Source organism: Methanococcoides vulcani (assembly GCF_900111645.1).
Lineage (GTDB): Archaea > Halobacteriota > Methanosarcinia > Methanosarcinales > Methanosarcinaceae > Methanococcoides > Methanococcoides vulcani.
Genome location: NZ_FOHQ01000002.1, coordinates 266,688 through 292,010, shown reverse-complemented (window position 1 = coordinate 292,010; position 25,323 = coordinate 266,688). Strand labels below are relative to the sequence as shown.

27 protein-coding genes and 1 tRNA gene are annotated in these 25,323 nt (G+C 45.6%); 12 read left to right on the top strand and 16 right to left on the bottom strand.

From position 1 onward, the window contains the following. Positions 1-140: 140 nt before the first annotated feature. Complete coding sequence (gene nth, locus BMX02_RS04740) at positions 141-773, bottom strand: endonuclease III (RefSeq protein WP_091689544.1); 633 nt, start codon at positions 771-773, stop codon at positions 141-143. Positions 774-916: 143 nt separating this feature from the next. Here nth and BMX02_RS04735 point away from each other — a divergent pair, with 143 nt between their 5' ends. Continuing rightward, on the top strand, positions 917-2,317 hold the full coding sequence (locus tag BMX02_RS04735; protein ID WP_091689543.1) for an alanine/glycine:cation symporter family protein: 1,401 nt from the start codon (positions 917-919) through the stop codon (positions 2,315-2,317). Positions 2,318-2,391: 74 nt separating this feature from the next. Here BMX02_RS04735 and BMX02_RS04730 read toward each other — a convergent pair whose 3' ends face one another. The 5 genes from BMX02_RS04730 to BMX02_RS04710 form a co-directional block, all read right to left on the bottom strand. After that, positions 2,392-3,267, bottom strand: coding sequence for a thiamine pyrophosphate-dependent enzyme (locus BMX02_RS04730; protein ID WP_091689542.1), 876 nt, complete (start codon positions 3,265-3,267; stop codon positions 2,392-2,394). Next, on the bottom strand, positions 3,264-4,478 hold the full coding sequence (gene porA / locus BMX02_RS04725; RefSeq protein WP_091689541.1) for a pyruvate synthase subunit PorA: 1,215 nt from the start codon (positions 4,476-4,478) through the stop codon (positions 3,264-3,266). Before porA ends, BMX02_RS04730 begins: the two co-directional genes overlap by 4 nt. Then, positions 4,478-4,738: a pyruvate synthase subunit PorD gene (porD, locus tag BMX02_RS04720; protein WP_091689540.1), complete on the bottom strand. Its 261-nt coding sequence runs from the start codon at positions 4,736-4,738 to the stop codon at positions 4,478-4,480. Before porD ends, porA begins: the two co-directional genes overlap by 1 nt. A 3-nt stretch (positions 4,739-4,741) precedes the next feature. After that, on the bottom strand, positions 4,742-5,284 hold the full coding sequence (locus tag BMX02_RS04715) for a pyruvate ferredoxin oxidoreductase subunit gamma (protein ID WP_091689539.1): 543 nt from the start codon (positions 5,282-5,284) through the stop codon (positions 4,742-4,744). A gap of 321 nt (positions 5,285-5,605) precedes the next feature. Then, complete coding sequence (locus BMX02_RS04710) at positions 5,606-6,562, bottom strand: tRNA dihydrouridine synthase (RefSeq protein WP_091689538.1); 957 nt, start codon at positions 6,560-6,562, stop codon at positions 5,606-5,608. A 144-nt stretch (positions 6,563-6,706) separates the two neighbouring features. Here BMX02_RS04710 and BMX02_RS04705 point away from each other — a divergent pair, with 144 nt between their 5' ends. The 3 genes from BMX02_RS04705 to BMX02_RS04695 are packed head-to-tail and all read left to right on the top strand — an operon-like array spanning position 6,707 to position 8,478. Next, positions 6,707-7,246, top strand: a complete 540-nt coding sequence (locus BMX02_RS04705) for a dephospho-CoA kinase (protein ID WP_091689537.1) — start codon at positions 6,707-6,709, stop codon at positions 7,244-7,246. Next, the gene (locus tag BMX02_RS04700; RefSeq protein ID WP_091689536.1) at positions 7,243-7,683 is read left to right on the top strand and encodes an RNA-binding domain-containing protein; all 441 of its coding nucleotides are present in this window, start codon (positions 7,243-7,245) and stop codon (positions 7,681-7,683) included. The genes BMX02_RS04705 and BMX02_RS04700 overlap by 4 nt, the downstream gene beginning before the upstream one ends. A gap of 21 nt (positions 7,684-7,704) precedes the next feature. Next, a complete protein-coding gene (locus BMX02_RS04695; protein ID WP_091689535.1) occupies positions 7,705-8,478 on the top strand; it encodes a sugar phosphate isomerase/epimerase family protein in 774 nt (257 codons plus the stop codon). Positions 8,479-8,629: 151 nt separating this feature from the next. Here BMX02_RS04695 and BMX02_RS04690 read toward each other — a convergent pair whose 3' ends face one another. From BMX02_RS04690 to BMX02_RS04675, 4 genes are all read right to left on the bottom strand, one after another. Next, the gene (locus tag BMX02_RS04690; RefSeq protein ID WP_091689534.1) at positions 8,630-8,809 is read right to left on the bottom strand and encodes a ribbon-helix-helix domain-containing protein; all 180 of its coding nucleotides are present in this window, start codon (positions 8,807-8,809) and stop codon (positions 8,630-8,632) included. A gap of 139 nt (positions 8,810-8,948) precedes the next feature. Further along, a tRNA-Lys gene (locus tag BMX02_RS04685) sits at positions 8,949-9,022 on the bottom strand. A gap of 88 nt (positions 9,023-9,110) precedes the next feature. Beyond that, positions 9,111-10,943, bottom strand: a complete 1,833-nt coding sequence (locus tag BMX02_RS04680) for an ATP-binding protein (protein WP_091689533.1) — start codon at positions 10,941-10,943, stop codon at positions 9,111-9,113. Then, positions 10,933-12,195 carry a DNA double-strand break repair nuclease NurA gene (locus BMX02_RS04675; RefSeq protein ID WP_091689532.1) on the bottom strand — a complete coding sequence of 421 codons (1,263 nt, stop codon included), beginning with the start codon at positions 12,193-12,195 and terminating at the stop codon, positions 10,933-10,935. The genes BMX02_RS04680 and BMX02_RS04675 overlap by 11 nt, the downstream gene beginning before the upstream one ends. Positions 12,196-12,459: 264 nt before the next feature. On the opposite strand from BMX02_RS04675, the gene BMX02_RS11815 reads away from it, so the two are divergent. Both BMX02_RS11815 and thsA read left to right on the top strand, forming a co-directional pair. Then, positions 12,460-12,633 carry a DUF5350 domain-containing protein gene (locus BMX02_RS11815; protein WP_167879246.1) on the top strand — a complete coding sequence of 58 codons (174 nt, stop codon included), beginning with the start codon at positions 12,460-12,462 and terminating at the stop codon, positions 12,631-12,633. Between the two features lie 291 nt (positions 12,634-12,924). Further along, complete coding sequence (gene thsA, locus BMX02_RS04670; RefSeq protein ID WP_177165249.1) at positions 12,925-14,565, top strand: thermosome subunit alpha; 1,641 nt, start codon at positions 12,925-12,927, stop codon at positions 14,563-14,565. 157 nt (positions 14,566-14,722) lie between these two features. Here thsA and BMX02_RS04665 read toward each other — a convergent pair whose 3' ends face one another. Genes BMX02_RS04665 through BMX02_RS04655 form a run of 3 tightly spaced genes read right to left on the bottom strand, consistent with a single transcriptional unit; the run spans position 14,723 to position 17,191 of the window. Continuing rightward, positions 14,723-15,502, bottom strand: a complete 780-nt coding sequence (locus BMX02_RS04665) for an exodeoxyribonuclease III (RefSeq protein ID WP_091689531.1) — start codon at positions 15,500-15,502, stop codon at positions 14,723-14,725. After that, positions 15,503-16,066, bottom strand: coding sequence for a molybdenum-dependent transcriptional regulator (locus tag BMX02_RS04660; RefSeq protein ID WP_091689530.1), 564 nt, complete (start codon positions 16,064-16,066; stop codon positions 15,503-15,505). A gap of 12 nt (positions 16,067-16,078) precedes the next feature. Further along, positions 16,079-17,191 carry an ORC1-type DNA replication protein gene (locus BMX02_RS04655; RefSeq protein WP_091689529.1) on the bottom strand — a complete coding sequence of 371 codons (1,113 nt, stop codon included), beginning with the start codon at positions 17,189-17,191 and terminating at the stop codon, positions 16,079-16,081. Positions 17,192-17,397: 206 nt separating this feature from the next. Between BMX02_RS04655 and BMX02_RS04650 the strand changes: the two genes are divergently transcribed. From BMX02_RS04650 to BMX02_RS04630, 5 genes are all read left to right on the top strand, one after another. Next, the gene (locus BMX02_RS04650; protein WP_371413332.1) at positions 17,398-17,721 is read left to right on the top strand and encodes a DUF134 domain-containing protein; all 324 of its coding nucleotides are present in this window, start codon (positions 17,398-17,400) and stop codon (positions 17,719-17,721) included. Between the two features lie 39 nt (positions 17,722-17,760). Continuing rightward, complete coding sequence (locus BMX02_RS04645; protein WP_091689527.1) at positions 17,761-18,597, top strand: Mrp/NBP35 family ATP-binding protein; 837 nt, start codon at positions 17,761-17,763, stop codon at positions 18,595-18,597. A gap of 176 nt (positions 18,598-18,773) precedes the next feature. After that, positions 18,774-20,588 (top strand): anaerobic ribonucleoside-triphosphate reductase, encoded by a 1,815-nt coding sequence (gene nrdD, locus BMX02_RS04640; protein ID WP_091689526.1) that lies wholly within the window; start codon positions 18,774-18,776, stop codon positions 20,586-20,588. A 22-nt stretch (positions 20,589-20,610) separates the two neighbouring features. Continuing rightward, complete coding sequence (locus BMX02_RS04635) at positions 20,611-21,339, top strand: prenyltransferase/squalene oxidase repeat-containing protein (RefSeq protein WP_091689678.1); 729 nt, start codon at positions 20,611-20,613, stop codon at positions 21,337-21,339. Positions 21,340-21,411: 72 nt separating this feature from the next. Then, the gene (locus BMX02_RS04630; RefSeq protein WP_244624825.1) at positions 21,412-21,843 is read left to right on the top strand and encodes a polymer-forming cytoskeletal protein; all 432 of its coding nucleotides are present in this window, start codon (positions 21,412-21,414) and stop codon (positions 21,841-21,843) included. A gap of 40 nt (positions 21,844-21,883) precedes the next feature. On the opposite strand, the gene BMX02_RS04625 is transcribed toward BMX02_RS04630, so the two are convergent. From BMX02_RS04625 to BMX02_RS04615, 3 genes are all read right to left on the bottom strand, one after another. After that, entirely contained in the window at positions 21,884-22,642 is a 759-nt protein-coding gene (locus BMX02_RS04625; RefSeq protein WP_091689525.1) for an ABC transporter ATP-binding protein, read from the bottom strand. Continuing rightward, on the bottom strand, positions 22,642-23,430 hold the full coding sequence (locus tag BMX02_RS04620) for an ABC transporter permease (protein ID WP_091689524.1): 789 nt from the start codon (positions 23,428-23,430) through the stop codon (positions 22,642-22,644). The genes BMX02_RS04625 and BMX02_RS04620 overlap by 1 nt, the downstream gene beginning before the upstream one ends. Before the next feature lie 77 nt (positions 23,431-23,507). Next, complete coding sequence (locus BMX02_RS04615; protein ID WP_244624823.1) at positions 23,508-24,500, bottom strand: ABC transporter substrate-binding protein; 993 nt, start codon at positions 24,498-24,500, stop codon at positions 23,508-23,510. A 152-nt stretch (positions 24,501-24,652) separates the two neighbouring features. On the opposite strand from BMX02_RS04615, the gene BMX02_RS04610 reads away from it, so the two are divergent. After that, on the top strand, positions 24,653-25,174 hold the full coding sequence (locus tag BMX02_RS04610; protein ID WP_091689675.1) for a helix-turn-helix domain-containing protein: 522 nt from the start codon (positions 24,653-24,655) through the stop codon (positions 25,172-25,174). Positions 25,175-25,323: the final 149 nt, after the last annotated feature.

Here is a 25,323-nt window from a genome sequence, read left to right as displayed (position 1 = left end):
CCAGTGAGAACAGGAATGGATAATTGGCTTTCCCGTACTGCATATAGCTCAACCATTCGTGGGTCAGCAAGCCGTAAACTATCTTATGTTCTCAATTTACAAAATTATCAGACATATCACAACTTACAGAAAACCAATTTTCAATCGAGCCTGGAAGGACATAATTCAGCAATCATGCATATAATGCACTTCGGCTTCTTCGCATCACAGACCCGACGTCCGTGAAGGATAAGGGTCATTGAAAGGCCATCCCATTCATCCTGTTCTGCAAGCTTCATCAGGTCCTGTTCGATCTTCTTCGGGTCGGTATTCCCAGTAAGCCCCAGCTTGCCGGAAACTCTTTTCACATGGGTGTCCACGGCAATGCCTTCAACCTTGCCAAAACCCCTTGCAAGCACGATGTTGGCGGTCTTCCTTGCAACGCCGGGAAGCGATGTCAGATCTTCCATGGTATCCGGGACCTTACCTCCAAAATCAGAAATGATCAACTGTGATGTCCTTTTGATGTTCTTTGATTTTGCACGATAGAATCCGGTGGAATATATCTCCTTTTCCAGATCATTTATATCAGCAGCAGCAAGTGACCCGGCATCAGGGTATTTTCGGAAAAGCTCAGCCGTAACTTTGTTCACCTGTGCATCCGTGCACTGTGCTGAAAGGATCGTTGCGATCAGGAGCTCGAACTCGTTAGTGTAGTCCAGTTCAGGTTGCGGATCAGGATATTCATTTTTCAGTATAGACCATATGCGATCAAAGTTCTTGGTATTGTCCATTGTGATCCCATAGGTAATTTGTTAGCACGATACAAAAATATTTCCTGAAATGAAACCAAATTGAATTAAGCAAAACATCCTGCAACCGATCTACAGAAAACATCATTGAAATAAATATACTTTAAGAGCCTATAGAGAATAATATGGATTTTCTGAACCTGTTTACCGCCGAACCTGATATTCTCAGTGTTCTCAGGACCATTGATAGCTTTGTCTGGGGACCACCGCTTTTGCTATTTCTTGTGGGAACAGGAGTATATCTCACACTCAGCCTCGGTTTTATACAGGTCTTCAGGCTACCCCTGGCATTACGGTATGTTATCAGGCCGGACCCGTCAGACAATGACAACGCGGGAGATATCTCCAGTTTTGCAGCCCTGACAACGGCGCTTGCAGCCACAATTGGCACCGGCAACATCGTAGGGGTTGCCACTGCCATCAAAACCGGAGGACCAGGGGCTCTTTTCTGGATGTGGCTGGCAGCGTTCTTCGGAATGGCTACAAAATATGCCGAATGCATGCTGGCGGTCAAGTACAGGACCATCGATGAGAACGGACAGATGGCAGGCGGACCCATGCATTACATCACCAACGGGCTTTCGGACAAGTCATATAGCAAGCCGCTTGCGACCTTCTTCGCTTTTAGTGGCATCTGTGTCGCGTTCTTCGGGATCGGCATCTTCCCACAGGTCAATGCGATCGCTGATTCAGCAGCTATAACATTCAATGTTCCCCCGTTCTATACTGCAATTGTAATTACCGTCCTAGTGGCCATGGTAACGGTCGGCGGCATCAGAAGTATAGCGAAGGTCGCACAGGTGGTAGTTCCTTTCATGGCCATAGCCTATGTGCTGGGATGCGTGCTCATAATAGCCACAAATGTCAGCTCACTGCCTTCAGCAATTTCACTTATCATACGTTCCGCCTTCACCCCGACAGCTGCAGCAGGAGGTTTCCTTGGATCCACCATGATCCTTGCGGTCCAGATGGGAATTGCAAGAGGAGTATTCTCCAATGAATCAGGACTTGGAAGTGCACCCATCGCAGCAGCTGCAGCCCGGATAAAGGAGCCTGCAAAACAGGGCCTCATTTCCATGACAGGAACATTCTTCGACACGATAATCGTCTGTACAATGACAGGTATCGTCCTTGTAATGACGGGTTCATGGACAAGTGAATACGAAGGTGCTTACATGACCAGCTATGCTTTTTCTACAGGTCTGGAAAGTATCGGGATATACATTGTCGGGATAGGATTGATGTTCTTTGCATTCACGACCATACTTGGATGGAATTACTACGGTGAAAGATGTGTGGAATTCCTTGTAGGTGTCCGGGGGATCATGCCTTACCGGGTGATCTACATCGCACTGGTAGGAGGCGGAGTGTATCTGACACTTGATACCATCTGGGTTCTGGCAGACATCGTTAACGGACTGATGGTGATCCCGAACCTAATAGCTATTCTGGCATTACGCAGGATAATTTCTCATGAGACACGGAAATACTTTGACGGTCTTAAAGAGGAAAGCGACAGCTACTAAATTAAACATCATCAGAACAGGAAGCGAAGAACGATAGAAAAATAAAAGAAATAAAAAAGAAATGAGTTTCGGGTTTACTGTAACCCGAACTTCACAATGTTCTCGTCAGCGAGTGCCTGGATCTGTTTGATGAACTCGTCTCCGCCTTCCTTTGTGAAAAGGTGCTTGAAACGGCGCTGCATCTTGAGATAATCTTCTACTGGTTTTGGATTCTTGATCTTCTTGACCTTGGTGATCTCACCATCTTCCATTTCATAGAGTGGCCAGAGGCATGTCTCTACTGCCATCTTTGCGACCTCTACGGTCTTGGAAGTATCGAATCCCCATCCTGTTGTACATGGTGAATGTGCGTGCACGTAGGTAGGACCTTCAACATCGACTGCTGTCTTTACCTTCCTGATCATATCCTTTGGATATCCGATGGAAGTTGTGGCAACGTATGGTGAACCATGTGCAGCTATGATAGCAGGCATGTTCTTCTTCGGACGGATGTTACCGAAGGATACCTTACCGGATGGACTGGTTGTAGTGGATGCAGCAAATGGTGTTGCAGCACTTCTCTGTACACCGGTGTTCATGTATGCTTCGTTGTCGATACAGACGAATGTGAAATCGTGTCCACGCTCGAATGCACCGGATACGGAGCGCATACCAATATCAAGGGTTGCACCGTCACCGCCCATTGCAATGATCTTTGTATTGCCCATTTCGCCCTTTGATTTGAGAGCAGCTTCAATTCCTGATGCGACTGCTGCGTTGTTCTCGAAAAGGGAGTGGATAAATGGGACACCCCATGATGATTCAGGGTATGGGGTCGTCATAACTTCAAGGCATCCGGTAGGACTCACAACAATGCAATCCTCGCCAGCTGCCATGAGTGTGAACTTTGCAGCCATTGCGTCACAGCAACCTGCACATCCCCTGTGTCCTGGTGCTAACAGTGATTTCATAACAACTCCTCCTTCAGGTCAGTGAACTGGCTTTCGACAGTGATACCTGAATCTATTACTTTCTTTGCCTCATCGATGATGTTCTCTATAGTACCTGTAGGAATATCACGTCCTCCATGACCGATCATAAAGCCGATCACAGGAACATCGATCTTGGTGTTGTACAGGCTTGCCTTGGTCTCGGTGAACAGTGCACCCTCGTTAAGACCGATAGAGATGTTCTTATCAAGTGCAACAACTACTTTTGCATCCTTGACGACATTTCTGATAGCTTCAACCGGGAACGGACGGAAGGACCTGACCTTTAACAGACCGACCTTGACGCCTTTTGCCCTGAGCTTGTCAATGGCATCCTTGATGGTACCTACAATTGAACCCATTGCCATGAGGATGATATCAGCATCATCTGTCTCATATGTGTCAATAAGACCACCGTAGTGCCTGCCAAAGAGGTCATAGAACTCAGCAGCAGCATCTTCGATCTTCTTCAATGCCTTGTCCATTGCCTGCTGCTGCAGGTACCTGAACTCAGTGTAGGAATTTGGATCTGCGAATGCACCAAAGGTCTTTGGATTCTTCGGGTCGAGCTTGAACTCTGGCTCGAACGGCGGCAGGTATTCTGCCACAATGTCATCTTCAAGAAGTACGACCGGTTCATAGACGTGGGACAGGATGAAACCGTCCATACAGGTCATTACCGGAAGCAGGATCTCCGGATCCTCGGCGATCTTGAATGCCTGTGCGGTCATATCGGAAATTTCCTGTGTGTCCTCTGCATAGAGCTGGATCCAGCCTGTGTCTCTCTGGGAGATGGAATCCTGATGATCGTTCCAGATGTTGATTGGTGCACTTACTGCCCTGTTTACAACGGTCATTACAACAGGTAATCTCATACCTGAAACGTTGAACAGTACCTCGTGCATAAGTTCAAGACCCTGAGAGGTTGTTGCAGAGTAGCTTCTTGCACCTGCTGCGGATGAACCTACCAGTGCGGAAAGGGCAGAGAACTCAGATTCTACGTTGATGTACTCACAATTTGGTATCGCACCGTCAGCCATGAACTGTGAAAGGTCTTCCACAATATGTGTCTGCGGGGTGATCGGATATGCTGAGATAACATTTGGCCTGCATGATTTTACAGCACTAGCCACTGCATATGATCCCTCAACTACGACCATGTTCTTCTTGTCTTTCTCAAAATCGCGCTGCATTATTTCTCCTCCAGAACCATTTCAATAGCGTCCTTTGGACATTCGTTAGCACAAATACCGCATCCTTTGCAGAAGTCATAGTTGAACTCAAAGAAACCATCGTCCCTTGGGTCTACGGACATATCCGGACATAAGAGTTCACACAGCTTGCATTTGATGCACTTGTCATAATCAAAAACAGGTTTGAATGTTCTCCATCCTCCGGTCTTGTTAACAAGAGTGGAACCTGGAGCACAGACTCCTCCTAGTGGAATTGTCATAACTTAAGCCTCCATCATCATATCGTAGGCTTTCTGGATAGCCTCTGCGTTCTTTTCACCAACCTTTCCGGGGAAGCGCTCCATGACAGCTTCCTTGATGGATGCCGGATCGATAAGACCGGACGCACCTGCGAAAGCACCTAACAGAACAGTGTTCACAATAGGTCTTCCAATAATATCAAGAGCTATCTTTGTAGCGTTGACGGTCATGATCTTGGCGTTGGTGTCAAGGTCGAAGTGTTCCGGATCAAAGTCACTGTTGATAAGAATTAGTCCGTCGTCCTTTGCACCGCTTGCGATACTGACTACTTCAAGGAGAGTTGGGTCCTGGACGATAACATAGTCTGGCTCATAGACCTGAGCCCTGAGTCTGATAGGATCTTCACTGATCCTTGTAAATGCCTGAACAGGTGCACCACGGCGTTCCACACCAAAAGCCGGGAATGCCTGGCTGAACTTACCATCAGCAAAAGCTGCAACAGCCAGCAGCTCGGCAGCAGTAACAGAACCCTGTCCGCCTCTACCGTGTATTCGTATTTCTTTCATGTGTATTCTCCGTAAGACAATAAGTGTATAATAGTTCGATAATGAACAGCTACCACATTCATTTTTGGATAAGATCCAACAGGTATTCGGAATGTATCGCCAAAAAGCGTAAACCTTTAGGACGTAGCTGTTTTCCCACACACATTGACTGCCAAAAATATATATCGCAGTCTAAATGCAATGTTTAATTGTGTACAATCCTGATTACTATTTAGTCTTTCGGTAAATCAATGAAAAAAACCAACCCGAAAATAGAATAATATATTCAAAAAACGATATCAAAAGGCATTTATGACAATTAATGCACATATGTACAAAATGTTATTCAGAATTATTCCCGCACATATTGCGAATGCATTCCACAAGAGAAACGTGAGAATCAGCACTACCCATCTCCATACGCATACGCCTGCTATCTTTTAAACCCCTGGTGAACCACTGGGAATGTGCCTTCATGTTCACATGTGTCATCAGATCGAACTTTTCCAGCAGTTCAATGTATTCAAGCAGATCATCCCTGCGCTGCTCACAGCAAGTTCCAATGACCTCATCATTCTCAAGGAAACGGGATACCCGATAGAAAACATGAGGGTCACCCATAGCTGCCCTCCCGATCATCAAACCATCACATCCGGTGTATTCCAGAATACGTTTTGCAGACTCGCCATCCTTTACGTCCCCATTGGCGATAACCGGAATAGATAGTTCCTCTTTAATGCGCTTTGCATAACGATGGTCTGCAAACCCCTGATAGCCCTGTTCCCTTGTACGTCCATGAACAGTGAGCGCACAGACGCCAGCTTCCTCCAGCCGGTTCGCAATATCAAGAGTGTCATCCATATTTTCAAGGATACGTATCTTTGCAGTTACCGGAGTGTTCACGTTCTCACAAAGATCCCTGAAGATGTCACTCACAATTTCAGGTGAGCGAAGTAATGCGGAACCGCACCCGGCATTTGTAATGGCAGGGGATGGACATCCCAGGTTCATGTCAATTACAATTGGATCGAACATTTCCTCAATAACAAGTGCTGCAGCCGTTATCGTTTCCGGACAGTGACCAAATAGCTGCACTCCAAAGGGGCGCTCTTCCTCACAGGTCATCCCCCGAAGGAAGGTCTTCTCATTACCGTGTACAACTGCATCTGAGCTTATCATCTCAGTAAATGTCAGGGATGCGCCATATCTCTTGCACATCAGCCTGAAGGCCAGATTCGTCACATCCGCCATAGGTGCAAGCAAAAGGTTACCAGCAAGATCCACGCCGCCCAGTCTCATATTAAGCTCAACTCACACAAAGACATACTGATATATAAAATCAAAACCTTGATAATCCCGTTCAACATACCTATAATATACACTAATACGTAAACACTATAATTTCAATATATTATTACTTAAACCACAATAGGGTCACAAAATATGAAGATCATAGCTTTTGTAGGAATGCCGGCAGCAGGCAAATCCGTAGCATCAGATGTTGTAAAAGAAGAAAATATCGATGTTGTAAACATGGGAGATGTTATACGCGACGAGGTCAAAGCGAGAGGACTCGATCCCACAGATGCCAACACTGGCGGCGTGGCAAACGACCTGCGGGATAAGGAAGGCATGGATGCTGTTGCAAAGCGTTGTGTTCCAAAGATAGAGGCTTTAGGCAAGGACCTTGTCGTTGTGGACGGGGTACGCGGAATAGCAGAGGTCATCTTTTTCAAGGAACATTTCGGGGAAGATTTTACACTGGTCTTCATCGATGCACCTCTGAAAATACGCTTTGAAAGGGTTTCGAACCGTGGCAGAAGCGATGATATGACCGACATCGAGGCACTGAAGGTAAGAGATGAACGGGAACTTGGATGGGGACTTGAAGAAGCCATCAAAGTGGCAGACATAACTGTCGAGAACACCGACACCATCGATGCATTCAGGAACACGATCAACGGAATACTGGAGAACGCATGATCGAAGTAAAAGTCAGCACTGCCTTCAATCCCACAGAAGATAAGGAACGTGTGGAGATGGCAGTCATGAACATGTTCCCGCTGATAGAGATAGAAGCGGTAACTACCGATGAGGGTAATTTCATCGAAGGTACCGGTGATGTCGAGAGTCTCAGGAACATACACGACCTGTTCAGGAGAGAAAAGATCATTGATACTGCCCGTACAAGGCTGGTCGCTGGCAATTATAAGAACCCGGCAAGAACACATTTCCTCATTAACAAACAGGTAGCAACAATAGGGAAATTGAATTTAGCTACCCAAGATGAACCCCTTGGCTCCATACATGTTGACATAAGGACAGATAATGCGGAAGATATGGAGATCCTCATCGAGTGGTTAGCACCCCCCACAGAAGAAGGGGTTCCACTTTTTGAGCCTGAAATGCCCAAGATATAAAGCAGCTGAGAAGTAGATAGCATGGATATCAGCAGATTAAGTTTCTCATCAAATGCAGTCCGTGAGGACCCGCTCCCCTGGGTCTATCAACTTGAGGACATAGGCTTCACAGGCTGGGAAATGGTACAGGAAGGCACCCAGTGTCTCAGCGAAGATAACCTGTCAAAGGTTCAGGAAGTGCTTGATACTACCAATCTTGTACTCACCTTGCACATGCCGTTCTCTGACATGAACCTCGCTGGTCTTAATCCCGGTATACACAGGGAAGTTCTCAGGCAAATGAAGAATTACCTACCTCTGGCTTCTGAATTTGTGGAACTTGCAGTCGTACACCCCGGATACCTTTCACCATATGGACAGAAGGTACCGGATCGTGCATGGGACACAAATATTCGTTCCATACAGGAACTATGCGATACTGCTGAAGAATACGGGATCTCCATTGCTGTGGAGAACATGCCGGATTTCCCGATGATATTTGGCAGGGAGCCTGATGAAATGCTCAGGATGCTGGATGATGTTGACCGTGACAATGTAGGAATGACGCTGGATATAGGACATGCGAACACAACAGGACATGTTGAGGGTTTTCTTGAAAAATGCAGTGACAGGATACTACATGTGCACCTGCATGACAACATGGGTAAAAGGGACGAACATCTTCCAACAGGCAGAGGCACCGTCAACTGGGAATCTGTGAAAAAAGGATTGTCAAATTACAAAGGCAGGCTCGTCACCGAGATGAGCGATCTGGAAGAAGGAAGAGAAAGCCTTAATTTTCTGAAGGGACTTTGATCCAAAATTAAGCATAATTACACCATGCTTATTTTAGATCCGTACTTTTTCATCCTCTTTTCGTTGATCGGCATAAAGCTGATCATAAGAAAATTATAAAGCCATATAATGAGGCTAACCTCAAAACCATATCATACATATCATAAAGTCATCAGGACTTATCCTGCTCAAGCCTTCCGTGACGCCTGTCTATGTTATCCATCATGTCAAGCATTTTGCGAATGGCCGTTCTAATAGCATCGGACTGGCTAACGAACTTCTTATCATTCCCAACATGTTCGTTAAGATCATCAAGAAGTTCCTGTGGAATATCAACACTTACTTTTGGCATTGTTCTCACCTTAAAATGACAGATAACATTCGATATTATACACTAGTATCAGTATGAACGATACATAACCCATACAGGTACATAAAATGTATAGATTCACAGAAAATATAGATACAGAAAAGATCACATGAATTGAAAGCGGGCCGGAAGGGATTTGAACCCTCGGCCGATGGATTAAGAGTCCATCGCTCTGCCTGACTAAGCTACCGGCCCAACGCATGTGTGAGTAGTTGCTCCCATACGTAGTACCAATATATATACGTATCGGAAGAGAGGGAATCCACTCCCTCAAATGCTTTTTTCAGACGTGCTTTACAACACACTTTGAAAGTCCTATGACCTCTACAACATCGCTGTTATCAGGACTTTGAATTATCATTTGCCCCTTCTTGAGATATGGGATACGCTTTTCGTATTCCTTTTTGACCTTCATTGCACTTATTGCTGCATCATTGGAAAGATTGAGGATCACACGACTATTAACCTGCTTGAACACAGTTTCATCTATATCCTGAGGGTCCTGTGTGATAAGGAACAGACCCAGGCCTTCCTTACGCCCCTGACGGGCTGCATCCGCGAACTTGGAGATGATGCGCTTTGAGTGTTCTCCTGCACCCTTCGAAAGATACCTGTGTGCTTCATCCAGCACAAGGATCATGGGCGTTTCCTTGACCAGTGCATCGCCTGAAGTGTTCAATTTGTTGTCCACAACAACGGTCATGAGGGTCAGTGTGATAAGATCCCGTATCCTGGTGTTCGAAATATACTCAGTAGGGAACACACAGATCTGCCCTGCTTTGAAGATATCAGCAAGCATTTCGGTGATAGGGGTTGCAGGCTGGTCGAAGACCCTTCTGAAAGCCTGATTCCTGACCTTCCTTACAATTCCATCATAGGATGCTTCGTGGATCTTACCGTTGTCAACATAAGTACCCCTCACACCTGCATCATCGATGTGCTCGATAAAACCATTGTACGTATGCGTGCCGGGTCTTTTGAAGTAGTCCTCAAGCAGAAGTTCAAGAGCGATTCCCTGAAGTTCGGTAAGTCCTGCTGCAGCGATCAGCCAGGAATTGCTCCTGACCATCTCGAAAGGTATTGTAAATTCAGCCTGCTCGGCACGTGATCTGCCATTGTAGGTTTGACCATCCACCCTTGCCACAAAGGTCTTTGTTGAAGGGACACCACCAAACCTGACACTTTCGGAGTTCATATTATGTTCATCAGAAGAGATAAGCTCAGAATTATCCTCCAGAAGCTGGGAATACTCATCCTGAGGGTCCATTATCACAAGACACGGGTTCTTGTTCTTTTTTACACCATCGCCGTTGTCACGCACCTGATATCTGTTGTCCTCGCTCATGAACTGGCGCAGGATGTTCTTTGTGAGGAAGGTCTTGCCTGTACCGGTACTACCACAGACCAGTATATGCCTGAATATCAACGGATCGCCCATGGAGTAATCATTCCTCAGGTAGTAAGGCACGGTCGGTGGTGATGCATGGGTTCGCACCAGTTCTCCGCCTACGCTCAGATGACCAAGGAAGATACCTTCGCGAGGAATGTTCAGGCCGGTCTGGATCTTCAGTTTTTCAGTTACCGGCAATATCGGAGTGTTAGGCCTTGGGATACGGTCTGCCATACGACGCATAAGGGAGGATCCATCCCCAGGTACATGTTCATACAGGATGCATATCGGATCAAGGTAGGCAAGGAACTTGTAATCCAGCTCTGCGGTGGTGTTGCTCCTGAGCATCCTGCGTGAATGTATCTCGGTAGCATCATCCACTTCGAACTGCTGCTGGTACTGGAGTTTCCAGATACGTGCAAAGAGGTGCTCGTCCTCATAAGGTACTATAACATATGTGCCCAGCCGCACCTGTGACCTGTGATCCGTAGTGATGTAGCCTGCGATCCTTGAGCCGGATTCGGTGACCTCGAGGGGATCAAAACCGGTTGTTATGATACCAAAGGCATTCTCTGCACCTCCGGCATTCAGATCGAACGACCCCCCAACATCGTACTCTTCGAATTCGAGTTCCTTTTCAGAACCCGTGTTATCCGACGATCCATGTGTATCATCATCAAAATCGCTGTCTGACGCATAAGCCAATAAGTCTGTATCATTGATCATCTATTGATTCACCCCATCTCACATCATTGTAAATAGTATCGATCTTCTGCCCTTTGAACATACCTTTGATCAGCTTTTTCTCAGAGATCCTTATCTTCGCAAGGGAATCTGCCTTTGAAAGCGTCATCGGGATGCCATTCACAGCAATATCGTGCAGAACTTTCCTCGTGATCATATCCCGCATCTGCTCATCCTTTGTTATCCCATAAGGAGATTCGATCTTGAAAAGAACATCAATGGAAGGAACAAAGATCATGAAAAATGTGATCGCATAGTCCTCTTTGGGAAACTCATGCTTTAGGTCCAGATCCAGCACAAGGGAAGTGCTGTCCATGATATTCTCATAGAACTGATTGGGCTGCAGGAACCAGTTGGTGTAGGTTATCCATCTGCTACCTTTTCCTTCGTCCTTTCCCGGCGAGAGCACGTTCTTGAAGAACTGTGAATCCCTCAACCAGGGAAGATCGCCCATAGCATATTTTTTCCGGAGGGTTATCATTGTCTGCATATCCTCCGGATTTTTCACAAAGCCAATGAGAGGTCTTCTGTTAGCAATGTGATGGTCCATGATATCCACATAGTTCTGCAGGATCCGTTTTGCATTGTCATCATCCCTTATCTGCACATCATCGGATTCCACGACCATCCAGTACATCAGTTGTTTTGGATAAATAGGGCCATCCATTATGAAAAAGCCATCTTCATCGAACTTTTCCATGAGCCAGAGTATGTGTTCTGATTCTGAAAGGTACAATGCAATGTTATGCACCATCCGGTCAACCCTTTTCTTGAGCAGTCCGGGCCTTATCTTTACAATGGATGCACGACCCTCATTTTCATCAAAGTGCTCCCAGCCCCCTGTTGTATCGATGACCATGCCCGTACCTGGTGAGTACGTTGACATTACCATGGTCCATTTTGAATGAAGATCGATATCCGTAGGTGTTGAAGCAATACTGCAATGGCAAAGGTCCACATACAGCCCGCTGTTGAAGGATATCGGATTAGTACTGCCACTATCACAGGAATAGGTCTTCTCAAAGGGGTCTTTTGCAAGAGACATCCGGTCGATGTCCGCTTTTGCACGGAATAGTTTCCCGAGTGCCTTGAGAACGACCTTACCATCATATTCCAGCTCACTGAGAAGTTCAAAAAGCTCAGGTGCCTTTTCCGGATCATCGTCCTCCGATAAACTATCGATACGGGATACCATACTGGAAATGGCTTTAATGTGAACCGGCTCAAGGGTCATGTGAAACAAATGTACAGGAACATAGATATATTTGTTTATTTTTTATATTCAATTGCTCAATTTGCTGACCTGAAATGATCATTCTTCACACATCATAAGTTCCGTAAACTTTAACTATAAACATTACATCTAAAGGGAACCTATAACATTGTATTAATCAGGTCACAAATATCCACATTTGTGCCAATTACAAATATAATAGATATCAGAGGCCATCAGGGCCTTAAAACTAATATTAACATAAAATCATAACGAGGATTGATAATGGGTAAAACAGGCAGCATTGAATGGGTAAAGGTCAAAGGAAGAAAGGGAAGGGTCATCAAAGTGCAGAAAGCTTTTGGAGCAAAGGCACACCCAGGACCTGCACAGAGATACACCTCCGGCGGCGCAAAGAGGCGTTTCCTTAAGAGATCACCAAAGGCCATTGCCAGCTAAGTATCTCTTTTTCAGGACTGTAAGAACAGTCCTTTATTAAGAAAGGTCTCTTTGAAAGAGACCAGCTATCTTTTTTTGAATTGAATGAAACATCGACACTATTAACCGGATAGCTTGTGCTTTTGGCAGATGGACAGTATTAGGTCACAAGCTTACTCATGGATCACCTGGAAATTAGGTATGGAAAAAACCTGATATCAGAAAATTATATATAGAACTACAAACATGTAAAAACGACCTGAGACACAGGTAGTTATATTGATCTATGTTTAATATAGGAGGTTAAAATATATGGCAGGACAGATGGCAGGACAGCCTATCTTCATTTTAAGAGAAGGTAGCCAGAGAACTAGAGGCAGGGATGCCCAGAGCAACAACATCATGGCAGCAAAGGCAGTTGCTGAAGCAGTAAGAACAACACTTGGTCCAAAAGGTATGGACAAGATGCTTGTAGACTCCCTTGGAGATGTAGTTATCACCAACGATGGTGCAACCATCCTCAAAGAGATGGACATTGAGCACCCAGCTGCAAAAATGATCGTCGAGGTCGCAAAGACACAGGACGATGAAGTCGGAGATGGTACAACAACTGCAGCTGTCTTTGCAGGTGAACTCCTCAAGAAAGCAGAAGAAATGATCGAGCAGGACGTCCACCCAACGATCATCGCAGCAGGTTACAGGATGGCCTCCACAAAAGCAGGAGATATCCTAAAAACACTTGCAAAACATATCACAAGCGACAACAAAGAGCTCCTTACCAAGATATCTGACACTGCAATGACCGGTAAAGGCGCAGAAGCATCAAAGGAAGTACTTTCCAAGATCGCTGTAGACGCTATCACCAGCATCGTCGACCAGGACGACGGAAACAAGGTCGAGATCGAGAACGTAAAGATCGAGAAGAAGGTCGGCGGACGTATCGATGACTCTGAGCTCATTGAAGGTATGATCCTTGATAAGGAAAGGGTACACGCCAACATGCCAAAGAAGGTAGAAGGTGCAAAGATCGCACTTCTTAACAGTGCTATCGAACTTAAGGAAACAGAGGTCGATGCAGAGATCTCCATCACATCCCCTGACCAGCTCCAGTCATTCCTTGATCAGGAAGAATCAATGCTCAGAAACCTTGTACAGAGCATTACCGACAGTGGTGCAAACGTCGTATTCTGCCAGAAAGGTATCGATGACATGGCACAGCACTTCCTTGCAAAGGCAGGTCTCTTTGCAGTCAGGCGTGTCAAGAAGAGCGACATGGAAAAACTTGTCCGCTCCACAGGTGCAAAACTTGTTACCAACATCGAAGAGATGAACGCAGACGATCTTGGACAGGCAGAACTTGTCGAAGAGAAAAAGATCGGTGGCGACAACATGACCTTCATCACCGGCTGTGTCAATCCAAAGTCCGTTTCAATCCTCCTCCGTGGCGGTACAGAGCACGTTATCGACAACATTGAGAGAGCACTCGTGGATGCACTCCGTGTAGTCGCTGTTGCTATCGAAGATGAACAGCTCGTCGCTGGTGGCGGAGCAACTGAAGTAGAGGTCGCACTCAGACTCAACGAGTACGCAGCAACCTTGAGCGGAAGGGAACAGCTCGCAGTCAAGGCATTTGCAGAAGCACTCGAGATCATCCCAAGGACACTTGCAGAGAACGCAGGTCTTGACCCAATAGACATGCTTGTTGAACTGCGCTCACACCATGAGAAAGGCACAAAGACCGCTGGTCTTAACGTCTACACCGGCACTGTCATCGACATGTGGGAGAACGGCGTTGTTGAGCCACTCAGGATAAAGACCCAGGCAATAAACGCAGCAGCAGAATCATCAGTCATGATCCTCAGGATCGACGACATCATTGCATCCACCAGAGCACCACCAATGCCAGAAGGCGGTATGCCTGGCGGAATGGGCGGTATGCCTCCAATGATGTAAATCAAAAAATACAAAACATTAGGGCGCATCCTGCGCCCGACAATTCTTTTTTATAAGTACAATTTCTCACTTACTATATCTCACAATATAATTCCCTACATCTTTTTGGATAGCAAAAGCTACACAGCCTTGGCTGTCAACAAATATTTCAAAACAATTATTGACCAATATCTAACTCGATCCCAATTGGACAGTGGTCAGAACCCATAACTTCCGGTAGTATATAAGCTGAAGTGATCCGATCCCTCAAGCTCTCACTTGCAAAGAAGTAGTCTATCCTCCAACCAACATTGCGATCTCTTGCACGTGTCTTCAGATCCCACCAGGTGTACTTTTCTGCTCCCTGGTCGAACATACGTAAAGTATCAAGATAACCATGATCCAGGAACGTATCTATCCACTCCCTCTCCTGAGGAAGGAAACCGGATGACTTCTCATTCTGTTTGGGTCGTGCAAGATCGATCTCTTTGTGGGCGGTGTTCACATCCCCACATACGATAATATCCTTGCCTTCGTCCCTGAACCCGTCCGCACGTTCCATAAATGCATCATAGAAGTCCATCTTATACTGGAGTCTCTCATCAGAAGCCTTTCCATTGGGGAAATATATGTTGAAAAGAATGAAATCCTCATATTCTGCAATAAGAGTCCTGCCCTCAACGTCAAAACGTATCTCTCCGAGACCATATTCAACATTTACCGGAGGTAATTTCGTATAGACCGCAACACCGCTGTAACCTTTCCGTTCTGCTGAAAAGAAATAAGGAATATAACTATCGATATGTCGCAGATTTGTAGGAAGCTGCCTTTCCTGTGCTTTGGTCTCCTGAAGACAGAGAATATCAGGCTGGGATTCAGCTACCCATTCCAGAAAACCTTTCTTCACCATGGATCTTAAACCATTCACATTCCATGACATAATATTGATAGAAGCCATTTAATCATCCTCATTTTCATCCGGTACCCGGGACGGTTTTGCCAGCATGACCTCAGTGGATTTGATGATAGCAAACAACTCATCCCCTTCCTTTACATCGAGCCTGTCCACAGCTTCTGCTGTTACAATGGATGTCAGGACTGCAGGATCCACCTCGATCTTCACCTTAGAGACAATGTCGCCTTTCTCAACTTCCACCACCCTTCCGATCAATTTATTCCGGGCAGACAGTTTGAAGGCAATGTTCTCCCAGGAGGTGTCATCACCAATCGTTTCATCAAGATAAGAACGACTTGACTCATATTCATCGATCAGTTGTTTACCATACTCGGTCAGGAAAGTACCCTGGTCCTTTCCACCCCTGACAGTGTACACGACCTCCTGGTCCCCCCGTTCATTCATTTTCTTCAGGATAAGCCAGGCATGTTTGTAAGACATTCCGAGTTTTTTACATGCTTTACTTAAAGAACGTTCTTCATCAATGGCTTTGAGCAAATGTACCTTGCCGGCGCCGATTATATGTTTCCCATCCTCTGTCAGCCATACTTTGGTCCTTGTCTCCAACGTTCTACCCCCTCATTCAAGGCACTTGAGAATATCTTCCGGCTGGTATCTTGGTTTCACGATACGAGTACGACCACGAGTACCTTTGCCGGAAAAATCAGTGCTAACATAGCGTGCATCATTGAGTTTGTTGACCATATCATAGAAACGAGTGTATCCAAGACCTGTCTGTTCATGGAAAAGCTTGTAGAGATCACCGGTCTGACACTCCCTTTGCTTTGCGATAAGCCCTAAAAGTGTTCGCTCATCAGGTGTGAGAGACATAATGCTCCTTCCAAGATGTAGTAAACGGGATCTTTCATATGCACTTTCCACATCTTCAACAGATATTGTCCTACTGGCTCGCCTTTCGGCATTCAGGCCTGAACGTTTCAGAAGATCGATACCCACACGGAGGTCACCGGTCATATCAACGTATTCCACAATAGCATCCTTTACTTCATCCGATACGACATTAGGATAGAATGCAAGATCGATCCTCCTGCCAAGGATATCCTGGAGTTCATCAGATCCATATCTTGGGAAAGCGACCTCTTCCGGCAGGAACACCGAGTTCACCTTTGGATCGAACTGGTAGAGCTTCCCGGTATCACTTACGATAGCGATCACACCCACCTTTGCTCCCGGGAACTGTTCATGGGCCCTGAGCATAGAATACATGACATCGTCAGCATTTCCTTCATGGTAAAGATAATTGATATCATCAAGGCAGACGACCAGCGTCTTCTCATTCTCAATAAGGAAGTTCATTACCTTTTCAAAAAGTTTCCTGAATGCAACTCCTGATGCAGGAGGAGATACTTTGAAAAGTGCCTTGTAGATCCTTGCAATAACAGCGAACTTCGTGGAGTCCATCTGGCAGTTAACCTTTACGAAAACCACGTTTCCCGCGTGTTTTTTCATCTCCCCGAAAACCTTCATGACCGTAGTGGTCTTTCCGGTACCCGGCGGACCACTGAGAAGGCTGTTGATAGGACGCATTCCCCGAAGAGCAGGGCGCAGACTGTACATAAGGGATTGCATCTGTGTTTCACGGTGCGAGAAATGGTCAGGAAGATGATCCAGTTCAAGAACACTACCATCCCTGAACAGGGTCTCGTCCCACATCAGCATGTCCTTATTCATATACAGTGTCTCCTCAATGAATTCTAATACATTAACTGTGAAAATACATAATAGCCTTTTGCTTATTGGACCTCTATTGTTATTTTTTGGAAAACAATGGAGCCGGATATGTAATTAAAAAAATGATTTTAAACACATGAGAATAAATATAAAAACATTGTGGGAATTGCTTATATATAAGTTAACATATGAGGAGATACGATGTTATGACATGCAGAGGAAGACCAAAAAGCCCCAGAAGGGTCAAATGTAACCCGGAAGGATTTTATTTTAAGCCACGTGGAGTTGCGCTTTCGGAGCTTGAGGTAGTCTCTGTTGCAGTGGAAGAGCTGGAAGCATTAAGACTTGTGGACTTCGAAGGACTGCAGCAGCAGGAAGCAGCCACGCAGATGGGAATATCAAGACGTGCATTCTGGGAAGACCTTAAGAGTGCAAGAAAGAAGATAGCATTTGCATTGACCACAGGCAAAGCAATAGAGATCAAGGGCGGAAACTATGTCAGCATCAAAGACCAGAAGGGATCGAACTGACCTCTGGTAAATCAACAACAAGATCAAAGGAGATTTAAAATGGCATCCAATATCCAATCACCGGAAAGTCTGCTTAGCACAAAGCCAGAAGAACCAAAGCTCGTAACCAATCTTAGAGGTATAAAGAAGAAGATCATGGTCATGAGCGGAAAGGGCGGCGTGGGAAAAAGCACCGTCTCCGCCAACCTTGCTGCCACACTTGCAGACCGTGGATATAAAGTAGGTCTTCTTGACAGCGATATACACGGCCCGACCATCCCAACGATGTTCGGTGTGAAAGGCCAGAGGCCAACTGTAGGAGAAAAGGGCATCATTCCTGTAAAGGTCAACGATAACCTGAAAGTGATGTCCGTAGGACTTCTCCTCGATAGCGATGATTCCCCGGTGATCTGGCGTGGTCCTGCAAAGATGGGTGCTATCAAGCAATTCCTGGAAGAAGTTGACTGGGGTGTACTGGACTATCTGATCATCGACCTGCCTCCGGGAACAGGAGATGAACCACTGAGCATTGCACAACTCATTGGAAACCTTGATGGTACTGTCGTGGTCACAACACCGCAGGACGTTGCACTTACAAGTGTCAGGAAGTCGCTCAACTTCGCAAAAATGCTAGAAGTACCTGTAATTGGAATGGTGGAGAACATGAGTGGAATTGTCTGCCCACATTGTAATGAGATGATCCACGTATTCGGTTCAGGCGGAGTCTCAAGGGCAGCAGAGGACTTTGGAGTGGAAGTACTTGGTACATTGCCTATAGAGACAGAAGTTGCAGCCACGAGTGACAGTGGAAAGGTTCACGAGGACATCAAAGGCGATTCTGAGTGGTACAAGACCTTCAATAAGATCGTTGACGCTGTTGAAGAATTCGTAAAATAATAACCTGAAGGAAGGCATTCTTTAGTGATGGTCCTTTGCCATCCAAAACGTGCCTTCTGAAACCTTTTTGCATATTATTTCATTATATTTTATCAGATCTCATCTTTGTACTTTGATCTGCCTTTCTTCAGTCCTTCTGAATAGATATTTAAATATTGACTTCCAAATATTTAGTCATGAGTGGGACTACAGGTAAAGATGAGATCGATCGTCTTGATTTTAAGGATACTGATGAACTGATAGATGATGTCCTCTATGACAAGAACTGGCTGATCAGGGAGAACGCAAACACCCGACTTAGCCCTTCTGTCATTGACATGCATATTTCATCACAGCTCAAGAAAAGATACGCACTTGAAAAACTATACTCGAACGATGTTGCCAATGCGCATATCAGAGGCATTATACACATACACGACCTGAGTGAACCTTTCAAGCCTTACTGCAATGGTATCGATGGCAGGATATTCCTCATGGACGGACTGAAGTTCCCGGACTCCAGAAGCGCTCCTGCAAAACAGTTCAATGCCGCCATGTTCCATGCGATGTCCTTCATGCTGCATTCCCAGCAGTTCTTTGCAGGAGCGCAGGCTATTGATATGTTCAACTGGCTGCTTGCACCACATCTTCACTATTCGGACATCGATGAAGAGCAACTTCTCCAGATAGTACAGGGATTCATGTTCCAGATGAACCAATCCAACCGTATCGGTGCACAGAGTGCATTCACCAACATCGGACTTCGTATCAACTGCCCTTCATCCCTTGCAAATGAGCCTGCGGTCCATGGTGGCAGGTTCATCGACAGGACATACTCGGATTTTGAAAAAGAAGCACGTGCCATCTACGGTGCCTTTATGGAGATCGCAGCAAAAGGTGATGCTGACGGACTACCATTTACATTCCCGCTGATCACCACCGCCATAACAAAGGACCTCGACCTTGAAGATCCATTATGGAAAAAAACGATGTATGCCACTTCTTCCACAGGTGCTCCATATTTCCTGAACCTGACCACAGACTATCTTGAAGAGAACACCGTGCAGGCCATGTGTTGCCGTCTTCTTGCCAGACATTCCGGGGGTGTGTGGACAGCTGGCGGGATGGGAAGCGGCTCCAACAAGATAGTAACGATAAACCTGCCCGGAGTTGCACTTGAAGCAGACGGAATCGATGGATTTTTTGATCACCTGGATGAAGTTCTGGATCTAACAAGGAAAGCCCTGCTCGAAGGACAGGAGATCGTCAGGAGATCGTTGTATGAATGGAAGATACTGCCCTGGCTTTTGCAGAGAACCGAAAATGACCTGCCGTATTTCGATCTTGATTCACGACATCTGACCTTTGGTGTGGTCGGACTTAATGAATGCCTGCTAAACCTTACAGGAGAAGGGCTGATAGAGCAACATGAACTGGGAATGAAGATGATCCGCCACATGCTTGCAAAGATAGAGACATACTCAAGGGAAGACGGAATTGAATACACCTTCGAACAGACCCCTGCAGAGAGTACCGCACACAGGCTTGCCATGCTTGACAGGTCTTCATTCGGTGAAAAAGCACATGTCCAGGGAAGCAGCCGTGATGCATATTATACCAATTCCACACATGTACCCTACAGCTCAAGAATATCCCTTGCAGAGAAAATAAAGATAGAATCCGGGTTCCATCCCTATTTTACCGGAGGAACTATCAGTCACATCTGGATGGGAGAAAGTTTCCCTGACCCCGAAGGAATGAGCGAACTGATACAGAAGCTCTCCGAAACGGACCTTGCATACTTCTGCTTCTCACCTGACTTCTCTGTCTGTGAGAACAGGCATGTGACCCGTGGAATGAATCTTGAATGTCCAATTTGCAATAAACCTGCAATAGATCATGTATCAAGGGTCACCGGTTATTTCGGACACGTGAAACAATGGAATCCGGGAAAACAGAAAGAGTACGAAGAAAGGCATCGATACAACCTCCATGGTAAAAACACTAAATAACGATGCCTGCATCATCTATCGCATGGAAGATGCAATCGAAAGAGCATTTACATGGACAGCCCGGCAGGATCCATCCACTGCAAAGGAACTATCACGCCTTATAGCTGCATGTGAACTCTGGAATGTTGAAAATGACTATTCTTCCCGACTGATCAGGCTCAGGACAGGGAACAACTGGAACGGGTCAATAAGAGAAACAGCCAGAGCCTGCTCCGCGCTTGCATCATCAGATATTGATCTTGAAGATAGCTCACGGTGGCTGATCTCCAGACAGGAAAGCAACGGTTCATGGGAAAATGATGTTTATGACACCACTTACGCATTAATAGCTCTGGCAGACATGGGTATTCATGACCCTGAAGGCTGCAGCTGGCTTGTTGAGAACTATGATGAGAAATGGGAACACGTGGGAACGACCTCACTTATCATTACTGCCCTGATCGAACAGGGCCATCTCATCAAAGAAGATCCTTTTGCCGATCTCATCAAAGAGCGTGCAAGATGGGTATTATCAGAGAGGAAGGAAGACGGTGGCTGGAAGTTCATCTCCACAAGCAATCTAGTGATCCAGGCCTTGTCGATCGCAGGCTTTAAAGAAGAGCTTGAAGAATCGGAAAGGTGGCTCCTGGCCAGGCAGAATGCTAACGGTTCATGGGGAAAAGGTGAAGGCGATGTTACAGCAACTGCACTTTCGCTCATCACACTGGGAATTTCAAAGAACAATAGAATATATAAGAAAAAGACAGATTAATACAGCAAACAATAGGACATATATTGCAGTACGTAGCGATCCGCCTTTAAGATCATGGATGTGGAACATAAAATGGATAAATTCGTCAAATACCACGCAGATACAAATACTTACATTGTTCGCAGGAAAGCGTTTTTTGAAGATACTGTCAGGATCGATGGCAATATGATCGTTGGTTCAGGTGCGAATTTCTGGAAAGACCTTGAGGTCAGTGGTTCACTTGAGCTTGGAAAAGCATCCCTTGTTAAAGGAAATATCAAAGCAGGTGATGCCCTGATAAGCACACGCTGCGAGATAGGAGGGAATGTTGATGTTGCCCATAACCTTACAATGCTTGACAATGTAAAGGTCACAGGTCATGCAATATGTGGTAATGAAATGTCCATCAGGCCGGGATGTGAGGTCGCTTTTGCAAAAGCAGACAGTGCCCTTGAACTTATCGGGAAAGTTGATATAAAAGAGATAGAGTCGGGAACAAAGCTCATTGTTCGTTCCGACATGTAAAATAATAAGATCATATTCCAGTAAGATCTCATTCTCAGCATCAGTTGCGTCTTTCTTCTGCCAGCATCCTGAGAAGTTTATGACGCAATTCGTTTGCTTCAGAACTTGTCCTGTCACGAGGTCGTGGAAGCTCCACATTTATAACCTTTTTGATCTTGCCCGGCCTTGCGGTCATGACAACGATCTTGTCTGCAAGGAATACGGCCTCATCCACACTGTGGGTAACAAATACAATAGTGATCTGATTTTTGGCCCATACATCGAGAAGTTCGTTCTGCAAGGTATTCCTGGTCTGTGCATCCAGTGCACCGAACGGCTCATCCATGAGAAGTACCTTGGGCTCATTTGCAAGAGCACGTGCAATTGCAACTCTCTGACGCATTCCACCTGAGAGTTCATAAGGATAGCTGTTCCTGAACTGTTCAAGACCAACAAGTTTCAGGTATTTTTCCGCCCTCTCAAGAGACTCACCTTTGCTCATTCCCTGCATCCGGGGACCGAATGTGATGTTCTGGATAACCGTGTTCCAGGGGAACAATGAATACTCCTGAAATACCATACCTCTCTTGGAATCAGGAACTGTGATCCTTTCGCCGTCAAGGGTGATCTCACCAGAATCCGGTGTTTCAAGCCCCGCAATGGTCCTCAGAAGTGTTGTCTTACCACAACCTGAAGGTCCTATGAAGCAAATGAATTCCTTGTCCCTGATCTCAAGGCTCACATTATCCAGTGCAAGAGTGGATTCGCCATTTTCCTTATCAAATGCCAGTGAAACATCGGATATTTTTACTTCACCCATTATACCACGACCCCTGCACGCCATTTAAGAAGGCGGCCATCCACATACCACCTGAATATCCTGTCGATCAAAAGACCCAGGAAACCGAGGATCAGCATGTAAACGAGTACAAAGTCCATCTGGTGCAGGTAATAATGCCACCAGATCTTGTAACCAAGACCACTGCTGCTCACTCCGAACATTTCCGCAGCTACAAGACACATCCATCCAACTCCCATCGCTATGCGAATACCAGACGCAATTGAAGGCAATGCTGAGGGGAAAGCAACATGACGGATAAGAGGGACGCTGGTCATACAACCAAGAACTTTTGCAGCCTCCACATAGATTTTTGGAACGCTTTTAAAACCATCGAATGTATTGATGATTATCGGGAAAACAGCGCCTACAAATACCACAAATCCTGCAGAGATGTGTGTAAGCCCGAACCATATGATGGCAAAAGGTATCCATGCAAGAGGCGGAATGGGCCTTATTATTTCAATGATGGGATCAAAAGCACGATTCGCGGTCTTAAACCAGCCCATTGATACACCGATGGGAATTCCTATCACTAAAGCTGAAATGATACCAATCCCAAAATGCAACAGGCTTATAGAAAGATCAGTGAATAATGCTCCGGTCTCAACAATCCTTAAAAAAGCGAACAGAACATCAGTAAAGCTTGGAAGCAAAAATTTATCAGCAACTATATGAGCTGCTACCAATTGCCAGATAACAATAGCAGTAGCAAGGGAAAGTAATTCGATGCCCCTACCTGAAAGTCCTTTTGCGCTGTCTTTGCTCATGTTGCCTCCGGATAACTGAGGGGATTATCCCTCAGGTCCGGCTCACATAGATTCTGTTCATTAATGTATGTTTCTATTTATTCCCCAGATACAGCTTCATAGAAGCTCACATCGAAGATATCCTCTGCTGTAAGCTCTGTTGAGATGTAGCCAAGTTCGTACTGTATGTTTGCATATTCTACTGTTGAATTTACAAGCGGACGTGGATCTGCAGACCAGACACCATCCCATTCTTCAAGGGACTTAAGAACGATCTCTGGATCGGCAGTAAGCTTGGTCCCATATGTTTCAGCAGCTTCTTCGACATTTGCAGAATCATATTCAACAGCCTTGATGTGTGTCATGACGATCTGTTCGACCATTTCAGGGTTGTTCCTGATAAGGTCACCACTTACCACCAGTACACAACATGGATGGTCCGGCATGATCTCGCCTGATGCAAGGACAGAACGACCATTTCCTTCTGCTTCAATGAAAGTTGGAGCTGGATGCGGCAGGAATACACCATCTACCTGATCTGCTGCAATAGCTGCTTTGGCATCTCCCGGACCCATAGCTACTATTTCGAGATCATTCTCAGGATCAAGACCGTTCTCAATAAGCCAGTTCTTCAAAAGTGTGTCCTGAATGGTTCCCGGTGGGAATGTTGCGATCTTCAGTCCTTTAAGGTCCTCAGGACTTTCATAAGGCACTTCTGGTCTTAGCACAAGGTCGGATCCCTGTGTGTTAACTCCTGCAATGATCTTTGCGTCCAGATCGGAAGCCAATGCGATGATCACAGGAGCTGCACCAACGTAAGCTACGTCGAGGTCACCTGCAAGCATTACCTGCATCTCAGGAGCACCGCTTGGGAACTCGAACTCGTTCACGGTCTCAATGCCAAATGGTGCAAGGTCTTCAGCCCACCAGCCTTTCTCCATAGCTGTCATATGAGCGATCTGGTGTGTGCTTGGCTGATAGCCAATGTTGATCTCTGTCATCGTGTCATCTTCAGGTGCAGAAGTACATCCGGACAGGAATACCGCTGCAACCAGCATAATAGAAATAAATGTAATTGTTGTGATTTTCACATAAAAACCTCCTGGTAAATCTTAGTATTATTGTATTTCGTCTAAATGACCTATTTATATCTTACCATATATGCCCGCATTGTGTCCTAAAAGTATTAATACGAAGTGAAATATATCCTTTATGGAAATCGGAGTGTAGCGGAGGAGTGAATATTAGCGTTGCAAATAAGGTTATTGATGCTGCTTTTGAATCGGATGAGGCTTTTCAGAACACACTTTTGAAAGTCATAAAAGAAGACCTTGAGCTCACAGCAATCGAGTTCTCAGAATATGCAAATATCCCCCCAAGCACCCTTTATAAGCTAATGTCGGGGAACAGGGAACCGAACATGAGGACACTTCGCCAGATAGTGAAGACCATCCGGACGATCGAGGGTTCCGAAAAAGGAGATTTCATTGCAGTCATAGCTGCACGCCCTGTGCTGGACAATATCAGTGAGACAAAGAGAAAGATCTCCGGCACCCTTTGCACGATCAGGGAATACTCTGCCACATCAATGGAAGAAGCCATCATCGCTGCCGTACGTGCCGAAAGGGAAGGTGCCAAAGCCCTTGTGTGTGCACCTATCGTCAGCACAACTATTGAAAAGATAATTCGCATACCTGTTGCAACCATCATGCCAAAGAATAGTCTTGTAGAGGCTATCGAAGCAGTTGCACGTAAGATCGAATGAGCGATCTTTCACTATTTCTTATTTTTATTTCAAATGGATAGAACTAACTAGGCACGTAGTGGATACAGGTAATAGGTCCACTTAAAAGATTCCATATATAGGCCCACATATAGGTCCATGTGATAGAGCCATATAAAAAAGCCAGACAT

What these genes read in the sequence shown, in the direction of transcription:
- nth (WP_091689544.1), bottom strand. Translation starts at nt 773, where the DNA reads ATGGACAATACCAAGAACTTTGATCGCATATGGTCTATACTGAAAAAT.
- BMX02_RS04735 (WP_091689543.1), top strand. Translation starts at nt 917, where the DNA reads ATGGATTTTCTGAACCTGTTTACCGCCGAACCTGATATTCTCAGTGTT.
- BMX02_RS04730 (WP_091689542.1), bottom strand. Translation starts at nt 3,267, where the DNA reads ATGAAATCACTGTTAGCACCAGGACACAGGGGATGTGCAGGTTGCTGT.
- porA (WP_091689541.1), bottom strand. Translation starts at nt 4,478, where the DNA reads ATGCAGCGCGATTTTGAGAAAGACAAGAAGAACATGGTCGTAGTTGAG.
- porD (WP_091689540.1), bottom strand. Translation starts at nt 4,738, where the DNA reads ATGACAATTCCACTAGGAGGAGTCTGTGCTCCAGGTTCCACTCTTGTT.
- BMX02_RS04715 (WP_091689539.1), bottom strand. Translation starts at nt 5,284, where the DNA reads ATGAAAGAAATACGAATACACGGTAGAGGCGGACAGGGTTCTGTTACT.
- BMX02_RS04710 (WP_091689538.1), bottom strand. Translation starts at nt 6,562, where the DNA reads ATGAGACTGGGCGGCGTGGATCTTGCTGGTAACCTTTTGCTTGCACCT.
- BMX02_RS04705 (WP_091689537.1), top strand. Translation starts at nt 6,707, where the DNA reads ATGAAGATCATAGCTTTTGTAGGAATGCCGGCAGCAGGCAAATCCGTA.
- BMX02_RS04700 (WP_091689536.1), top strand. Translation starts at nt 7,243, where the DNA reads ATGATCGAAGTAAAAGTCAGCACTGCCTTCAATCCCACAGAAGATAAG.
- BMX02_RS04695 (WP_091689535.1), top strand. Translation starts at nt 7,705, where the DNA reads ATGGATATCAGCAGATTAAGTTTCTCATCAAATGCAGTCCGTGAGGAC.
- BMX02_RS04690 (WP_091689534.1), bottom strand. Translation starts at nt 8,809, where the DNA reads ATGCCAAAAGTAAGTGTTGATATTCCACAGGAACTTCTTGATGATCTT.
- BMX02_RS04680 (WP_091689533.1), bottom strand. Translation starts at nt 10,943, where the DNA reads ATGATCAATGATACAGACTTATTGGCTTATGCGTCAGACAGCGATTTT.
- BMX02_RS04675 (WP_091689532.1), bottom strand. Translation starts at nt 12,195, where the DNA reads ATGACCCTTGAGCCGGTTCACATTAAAGCCATTTCCAGTATGGTATCC.
- BMX02_RS11815 (WP_167879246.1), top strand. Translation starts at nt 12,460, where the DNA reads ATGGGTAAAACAGGCAGCATTGAATGGGTAAAGGTCAAAGGAAGAAAG.
- thsA (WP_177165249.1), top strand. Translation starts at nt 12,925, where the DNA reads ATGGCAGGACAGATGGCAGGACAGCCTATCTTCATTTTAAGAGAAGGT.
- BMX02_RS04665 (WP_091689531.1), bottom strand. Translation starts at nt 15,502, where the DNA reads ATGGCTTCTATCAATATTATGTCATGGAATGTGAATGGTTTAAGATCC.
- BMX02_RS04655 (WP_091689529.1), bottom strand. Translation starts at nt 17,191, where the DNA reads ATGAATAAGGACATGCTGATGTGGGACGAGACCCTGTTCAGGGATGGT.
- BMX02_RS04650 (WP_371413332.1), top strand. Translation starts at nt 17,398, where the DNA reads ATGACATGCAGAGGAAGACCAAAAAGCCCCAGAAGGGTCAAATGTAAC.
- BMX02_RS04645 (WP_091689527.1), top strand. Translation starts at nt 17,761, where the DNA reads ATGGCATCCAATATCCAATCACCGGAAAGTCTGCTTAGCACAAAGCCA.
- nrdD (WP_091689526.1), top strand. Translation starts at nt 18,774, where the DNA reads ATGAGTGGGACTACAGGTAAAGATGAGATCGATCGTCTTGATTTTAAG.
- BMX02_RS04635 (WP_091689678.1), top strand. Translation starts at nt 20,611, where the DNA reads ATGGAAGATGCAATCGAAAGAGCATTTACATGGACAGCCCGGCAGGAT.
- BMX02_RS04630 (WP_244624825.1), top strand. Translation starts at nt 21,412, where the DNA reads ATGGATAAATTCGTCAAATACCACGCAGATACAAATACTTACATTGTT.
- BMX02_RS04625 (WP_091689525.1), bottom strand. Translation starts at nt 22,642, where the DNA reads ATGGGTGAAGTAAAAATATCCGATGTTTCACTGGCATTTGATAAGGAA.
- BMX02_RS04620 (WP_091689524.1), bottom strand. Translation starts at nt 23,430, where the DNA reads ATGAGCAAAGACAGCGCAAAAGGACTTTCAGGTAGGGGCATCGAATTA.